We start from the raw sequence: 6524 nt of genomic DNA, 5'->3' as shown, positions 1-6524 counted from the left end.
CTTGTCTTATAAAACTTACTAAATATATTGCTAATATAGATGCGTTCCAACTTAGTATAAATAATGCTCCTGTACCGAATATAAGAGAAAGCATAAAACACGTTAACATTACACGAAGATTATTTGATGTTATTAAAAATAATGTATTACTTTCATTATAAACACTTCCGGTTGTCAATGATTTAATTGTTGAAATTTCATTTATTTGTGGTAGAAAAATTGTATAAACATCTTTATCTGGTATAATTAATGAAATAGTAAAATATGCAATAAAACTACCTATGAAAAAAAATGCAAATAAAATAATAACATATTCATATCTTTCTAAAAAATTTTCTGAAAGTTTATTTTCTGCATAAAGTCTTTCTATTTTTTCTTCAACAGCAAAAATCTTTAATAAAAGAGGTGCAGTACCTATAGTTACAAATAGTGGTGATATTATTCCTGCATAAATAGGAAAAATAAAATATGAGATATAAACACTCATAACTGTTATTATGAATGAAAAAAATAACATATTAATTGGTCTTTCTAACATTTTTCTAGCTGAAAATAAAGATTCTAAAACCATAAGATAAAATAATTTTTCTAAATATTTAAAATTTTAAATATAAAAAACAATTATATATTATGGGGAAAGTGAATAAACTCCTTAAATGCCAATTTCTTTTCATTTTCTTATTTATATTATCTTTTTCTCTGCCCGGATTTGCAGTACCTTTTAATCCGGATTTTGGAGTTTCAGATTTGTTTTTGGCTCTCTTTTCAATAGTTATTTCAAATATAATACCAGGATTATTGATTATAATTTCAGGTTTATTACTTTCAAATGAAAATACAAGGAAAGGAATTATTAATTCATTAATTGGCTTTGGTAATGGAATTATTAATGCTATTAATAGCTTTATTGATGATTTAAAAACTGATCCAGTTGGAACATTAACAAATTTAGGTATAAAAATAGCTATTTCTGCAGTAATAATACTTTTAGTTGCAGCTCTTGCTGTTGAAATTTGTTCAGGTCTTGGAATTCCTTTAACTTATCCAACTGCAGTTGCTTTAGTTTCTCTTATAAGCTTATTAATAGTAGGAAGTTACCATGCTTATAATGTTGCTTCTAGTTGCTGGGAAGACCCAGAAAGTAAAGAATGTAAAATTGCTGGAGAAGAAGCAGGAAGAGAATTAATAGAGTTTTTAATAGCTATAGGGGTAGCAAAAGGTTCATCTGTTCTTATAGGAAGATTTTTAATTAAAACAGGTAAAACTATTGAAATTACTGATGTTTCTACAAATAGAAAAATTTCATATCCAGAAATGTTAGAAATTCAAAGAGCAGAAATTTCAAAATTCGGAATTGATCCATATAAATTAACAAATAAAGAAGTATTAAGATATTATGATCTAATAACTAAAAATCCTGATTTTATAACTTATTATAATAATCTTAAATTAAGTTTTAAAAACAAATTTGGAGAAGAAAGAGTAAATCAAATTTCATTAATTTTATTTAAAGTTGTAGAAAGATTAATAAGTTGGGGGAATTTAAATAAACATAGTGAAACTGAAATTAAAGGAAAGATAAATGAAATTGTAAGTGAAGATATTGTAAATTCAATTGCTTCAAGATATAATGGAAAGATTTTTAGAAATATAGAAATTAAAAATACTAACACCGGAAAAAGAATTGCAGAATTTGATTATGTTATTCTTACTGAAGATAGAAAATTAATAATTCTTGAAGCTAGATCTCATAAATATTTTGAGAATTCTAAATTAAAAAATAAAATAGACAGAAAAATAAACAAATTAAATAAAATGAAATCAGATATACTCTCAAATCCAAAAAATAAAGAAAATTATATAATAAAAGGTTTAAATCATAATGAATTAAATCAATTAACTATTGATGATTTCATAAATGCTAAAATTAGTGAAGAAAGCTTCATTTCAATAGGTCCTAAAGATTCAATTGGATATGATTATCAAAATTCATTAACATCAGAAGAATTAGAATTTATAACCAATTTTATAGAAGGATTAAAAAATAGGTGAATAAAATGGGATATGCTATATGTTTAGATATATCTAATAAAAGGGATAAAGAGATAACAGAAAAAGATAAAAATGCATATACTGCTATGTTTCTCTGTTATGGTAGTTTATTTGTATTTGATCCGCTCTTAGACAATGAGGTATTTGAGTTTATTATTAAAATATTTTCTCCAGCATCCGATAAAGGACCAGGATATAAAATAATTAAATTAAAAGAAATTAAAGAAAAAATAATACCTATTTTAAAAAAAGCATTTAAAATACTTGAAGAAAGAAAAAACACACTTTCACCAGAAGTTTATGATGATTGTTATTCCTTATTAATTTCATTCCTTAGTTTGTGCGAAACAGCAGTAAAATATAAAGCTAATATTAGTGTTTCATGTTAATAAAGAAAACTTCATTTTAATCCATCCAAAATTCAAATCTTTAAAAATTAATTTCTTAATAATAAAGAATAATTTTATTGTTACTTTCATTAATTTCATCACTTACAAAATTTTTAAATATCAGCAAATCAATTACTTATCATGGGGGCAAAAATGCTTGGTAAACGCCAATTTCTTTTTATTTTCTTATCTATAATTTTATCCTTTTCTCTGCCAGGATTTGCAGTACCTTTTAATCCAATCTTCGGACAAGCAACTTCTTTTGATAAAATTATAAGTTCTGTAATTAGTTTTGGAGCAGGCTTTGGTGCTATATATTACTATAATAAAAATACTAAGGGAAATTCTAATGGTATGCTTTATCTGGTCTTTTAAAATTTCTTAAAAAATCATTTAACGATGGATTTAATACAATATCTTCTATATTTTATTTAATTTCTCAAGGAAAGTTTATTGAAGCAGGTTTAAAACTATTAGAAGCTTCAGCAAACTTTTTCTCTGCTATTTTAAGAGCAGTTCAAAATCACTGGCAAGAAATTCTTTTAGGATTAGTAAGTATTGCTGGAATTGCATTAATTTTTTCTATATTTGCTTTTCCACCAATATTAGTTGCTATTATCTTTATCATATCTTTATACTTACTATATCAATATTTTACTTCTACTTATTCTCCAATTCTTTCAGAATTTGATAGAGAAACTTCCTGGGAAGAAATTGATTCTGGAAAATTAGATGAAACATCTCAAAATCTATATAACAACATTCAAGATCAAATTATAACTGATTCTATAATTTTATTAACAGGTTCTAAAATACCTGGAAGAATTAAAGTGAAAAATAATATTTCAATACCAAGAGAAATTAAAATAGAAAATCCTAAAATTCCAAAAATATCTGAAAAATTTGAAGTTAGAATTCCAAACCAAGAAACATGTAAATTAAATTTTCCTGAAAATTTAGCAGATTCAATTAAAATTTTAGAAAATCCGCTTTTAAAAGAAGAAACAAAGCCTCAAATAGAAAATTCAAAATTCTTATTTTCACAAGAATACCAATTTAAACCAACAGAAAAATTAGATATACACAAATTAAAACCCCCTGAAAATCTTTTTAAAGAAAGTTTAAACAAAGATATTCAAACCCCAACAAAACTTGAAAGATTAAAAGAAAATATGCCAGAAGTATATAAAAGAACAGAAAATTCTATTAGAAAAGCTAATTTTGCATTACAGGAAATAAATGATAATAATGAATTATTTGATTTTAAAATATCTGAAGAAATAAAAGAATCATTAATTTTCTTAAAAAACATAATAGAATTGAAATATGAAAATATAAATCCAAACTCAGATTTATACTCAAAATTTGTTAAATATCTAAATGAATTTTCTAATGCAATTATAAAAGGAGATGAAAGTAATATCAAAGGATATGTTGCAGAAATAAAAAATATAAAATCTGTTTTTCTAAATAAAGAAAAACTTATAGATATTAAAAAAACAATTGAACTTAAATTAAATAAAAAAATAAAGATAGGAGATAAAAATATTAAAATAAATGAAAATGTTATTAAAGAGATTAAAAGAATTAGAGAAAAAGAAACAGAAAACATAGAATTCGATATTATTTCAGAAACAAAAGATGGAGAATTGGTATTTACTGAAGTTAAAAATGTAAATTGGGAAAAATATCATAAAAATTATAAAGATCTTGAAAAAGATCTTGAAAGAGAAGAAGGAGGGAATTTTAAAGAAATCATAAATCAAATAAAATCACATCTTATTTTTCTTAAAAATATCGAAATGAATCAAAAAATTAAATATAGATTTATATCACATGAAAAAATACCAGAAGATATTTTAAAAGAATTAAATGAATTTAAATCAACATATAATATTGATATAATAGTAATAGATAAGGTTGATTGAATATGTCAATTTCAAAGGAAAGAAATTTAGAAATATATTTCAAACAAACAATACCAATAACAGAAGAAGTACTTAAAAAAGTAGCTGATTTAATTATTAAAAAATATAAAGGAAAGTTTTGTACAGTTTATGAAAATGAAAATCATGAGTATGTTGATTATACATTAGATGAAGCAATAAAACGTTGGAAAGAAATCTGTAAAAAAAATAAAATTTATGAACTATATTTGAAATTCGATGTGTTTGATATTTCGGTTAGTATTTGGTTTGTCCCCAAAGGTATAAAAGGGAAGAAATGGGATGGAATATTTTTTTCTACACATGGAGAAGTAAAATCAATTAAGAATCAAAAATTAATTATTAATTTTGTTAAAGATTTATATTTACTTGTTCGCCCTTCATTAGTTTATTCTACTTATAGTATTTTAGAAGATGAAGATGCAGGAGGTGCAGAAGTTGTTTGGAATTTTATTTTAAAACATAAAAGATTACCAAAAAATTCTGATTTTGATACAAAAGAACCAATTCAGGGTTGGATAATAGCTGCATTTAATTCACCGTTTTACATTTTCGGTCCAAAATTTTTAGAAATTTTACCTCAAGAAGTAAAAAACACCCCTGCACTTAAGAAAGAAGTATTTGATGATGGAGGTATATTCTTTCTTTTACATTTTCCTTTAGATAAGAAAAAATTAACTAAAGCTCAAAAAGAGAAATACAAAGAATATCGTGATTATTTGTTTTATAATTTAATAGTAAGTGCTTTAGCTGAAAATAAAGAAGAGTTTTTCAAAAGTTTAGAAGAATATGAAATTTATAAGAAACAACGCTTAAAAGAATTAAGAAAAGAAGCAATGAAAGAATTATTAGAATTAATAGAATTGCTAAAAAAAGAAATCTTAAATGAATAAGAACTTTTACAAGTAATAAAAATTTGATATTATTTCAGAAACGATTATCAAAATTCATTGACATCAAAAGAAATAGAATTTATAACTAATTTTATAGAAGGATTAAAAAATAGGTGAATTAAAAATGGGATATGCTATATATTTAAATATATCTAATAAAAAAGATGATGAAATAAGAAAAAAAGATAAAAATGCATATACTGCTATGTTTCTTTGTCCGGGTAGTTATTTTACACTCGATCCACTCTTAGACAATGAAACAATTGAATATATTGATAAAACATTTTCTCCAGCATCTACTAAGGGGCGTGGATATAAAATAATCAAATTAAAAGAAATTAAAGAAAAAATAATACCTAACTTAAAGAAAGCATTTAAAATACTTGAAGAAAGAAAAAACACACTTTCACCTGAAGTTTATGATGATTGTTATTCCTTATTAATTTCATTCCTTAGTTTATGTGAAACAGCAGTAAAATATAAAGCAGATATTAGAGTTTCATCAGCATAAGAAAACTTCATTTCAATAGGTCCTAAAGATTCAATTAGATATTGTTCAGAATCAAACTTCAAATATAAATCTTTTAATTCTTTAACGTATAATAAATAACTTATGAAAATAGCGATATTTTCAGATTGTCATTGCGGTTTTAAATTTGGAGAAGAAAGAGGAGAAGATTCATTTAAATCATTGGAAGAAGCAATAGAACTATCAAGAGATGCTGATCTTATACTTTTAGCAGGAGATGTTTTTGATACGAGAATACCAAGATTAGAGATTATTTCTCGAACAGCAAAAATATTAAATAAAACAAAATTTTATAAATCAAATGCAAAATTAATTTATTCTGATAAACAAATAAATCACCATATTCTAGGTACTCCTATAATTGCAATTCATGGAACACATGAAAGAAGAACAAAAGAATTAATTAATCCAATTCAAATGCTTGAAGATACAGGACAGCTTATTTATCTTCATAATTCAACTGTTATTTTTGATATTAATGGTAAAAAAGTAGCTATTCATGGGATGTCTGGAGTACCAGAAAGGTATGCAAAATCTGTTTTAATGTCTTGGAATCCAAAACCAATTGAAAATGCAATTAATATATTTATGTTTCATCAATCAATAGAACCTTATATTTATAGCCCATTAGAACCGCCAACATTAAAGCCAGAGGATTTACCTGATGGTTTTGATTTATATGTTTTAGGTCATTTACATTGGCATGATGAAAAAA

General features: G+C 24.0%; 8 protein-coding genes. 7 read left to right on the top strand and 1 reads right to left on the bottom strand.

Annotation, left to right across the window (positions count from 1 at the left end; translation table 11 throughout):
• A partial coding sequence (locus tag QW117_03440) for a hypothetical protein (protein ID MEM3405995.1) occupies window positions 1-571 on the bottom strand: 571 nt, incomplete at its 3' end.
• Window positions 572-630: 59 nt separating this feature from the next.
• On the opposite strand from QW117_03440, the gene QW117_03435 reads away from it, so the two are divergent.
• The 7 genes from QW117_03435 to QW117_03405 form a co-directional block, all read left to right on the top strand.
• The gene (locus QW117_03435) at window positions 631-2052 is read left to right on the top strand and encodes a hypothetical protein (GenBank protein ID MEM3405994.1); all 1422 of its coding nucleotides are present in this window, start codon (window positions 631-633) and stop codon (window positions 2050-2052) included.
• A gap of 5 nt (window positions 2053-2057) precedes the next feature.
• Window positions 2058-2441 (top strand): hypothetical protein, encoded by a 384-nt coding sequence (locus tag QW117_03430; protein MEM3405993.1) that lies wholly within the window; start codon window positions 2058-2060, stop codon window positions 2439-2441.
• Window positions 2442-2582: 141 nt separating this feature from the next.
• Window positions 2583-2816, top strand: a complete 234-nt coding sequence (locus tag QW117_03425) for a hypothetical protein (protein ID MEM3405992.1) — start codon at window positions 2583-2585, stop codon at window positions 2814-2816.
• Between the two features lie 455 nt (window positions 2817-3271).
• On the top strand, window positions 3272-4369 hold the full coding sequence (locus tag QW117_03420; protein MEM3405991.1) for a hypothetical protein: 1098 nt from the start codon (window positions 3272-3274) through the stop codon (window positions 4367-4369).
• 2 nt (window positions 4370-4371) lie between these two features.
• Window positions 4372-5280, top strand: a complete 909-nt coding sequence (locus tag QW117_03415; protein MEM3405990.1) for a hypothetical protein — start codon at window positions 4372-4374, stop codon at window positions 5278-5280.
• 124 nt (window positions 5281-5404) lie between these two features.
• Window positions 5405-5791 carry a hypothetical protein gene (locus QW117_03410; protein MEM3405989.1) on the top strand — a complete coding sequence of 129 codons (387 nt, stop codon included), beginning with the start codon at window positions 5405-5407 and terminating at the stop codon, window positions 5789-5791.
• Between the two features lie 102 nt (window positions 5792-5893).
• A partial coding sequence (locus tag QW117_03405) for a DNA repair exonuclease (GenBank protein MEM3405988.1) occupies window positions 5894-6524 on the top strand: 631 nt, incomplete at its 3' end.

The sequence above is a fragment of the Candidatus Pacearchaeota archaeon genome, assembly GCA_038874355.1.
In the GTDB taxonomy this organism is placed as follows: Archaea; Nanobdellota; Nanobdellia; order Pacearchaeales; family GW2011-AR1; genus JAVZCO01.
This window is presented reverse-complemented; position numbering and strand designations above follow the sequence as displayed.

Bases quoted from the DNA above. Each gene is read 5' to 3' on its own strand.
- QW117_03415 (MEM3405990.1), top strand. From the start codon at position 4,372: ATGTCAATTTCAAAGGAAAGAAATTTAGAAATATATTTCAAACAAACA.
- QW117_03410 (MEM3405989.1), top strand. From the start codon at position 5,405: ATGGGATATGCTATATATTTAAATATATCTAATAAAAAAGATGATGAA.
- QW117_03435 (MEM3405994.1), top strand. From the start codon at position 631: ATGGGGAAAGTGAATAAACTCCTTAAATGCCAATTTCTTTTCATTTTC.
- QW117_03430 (MEM3405993.1), top strand. From the start codon at position 2,058: ATGGGATATGCTATATGTTTAGATATATCTAATAAAAGGGATAAAGAG.
- QW117_03425 (MEM3405992.1), top strand. From the start codon at position 2,583: ATGGGGGCAAAAATGCTTGGTAAACGCCAATTTCTTTTTATTTTCTTA.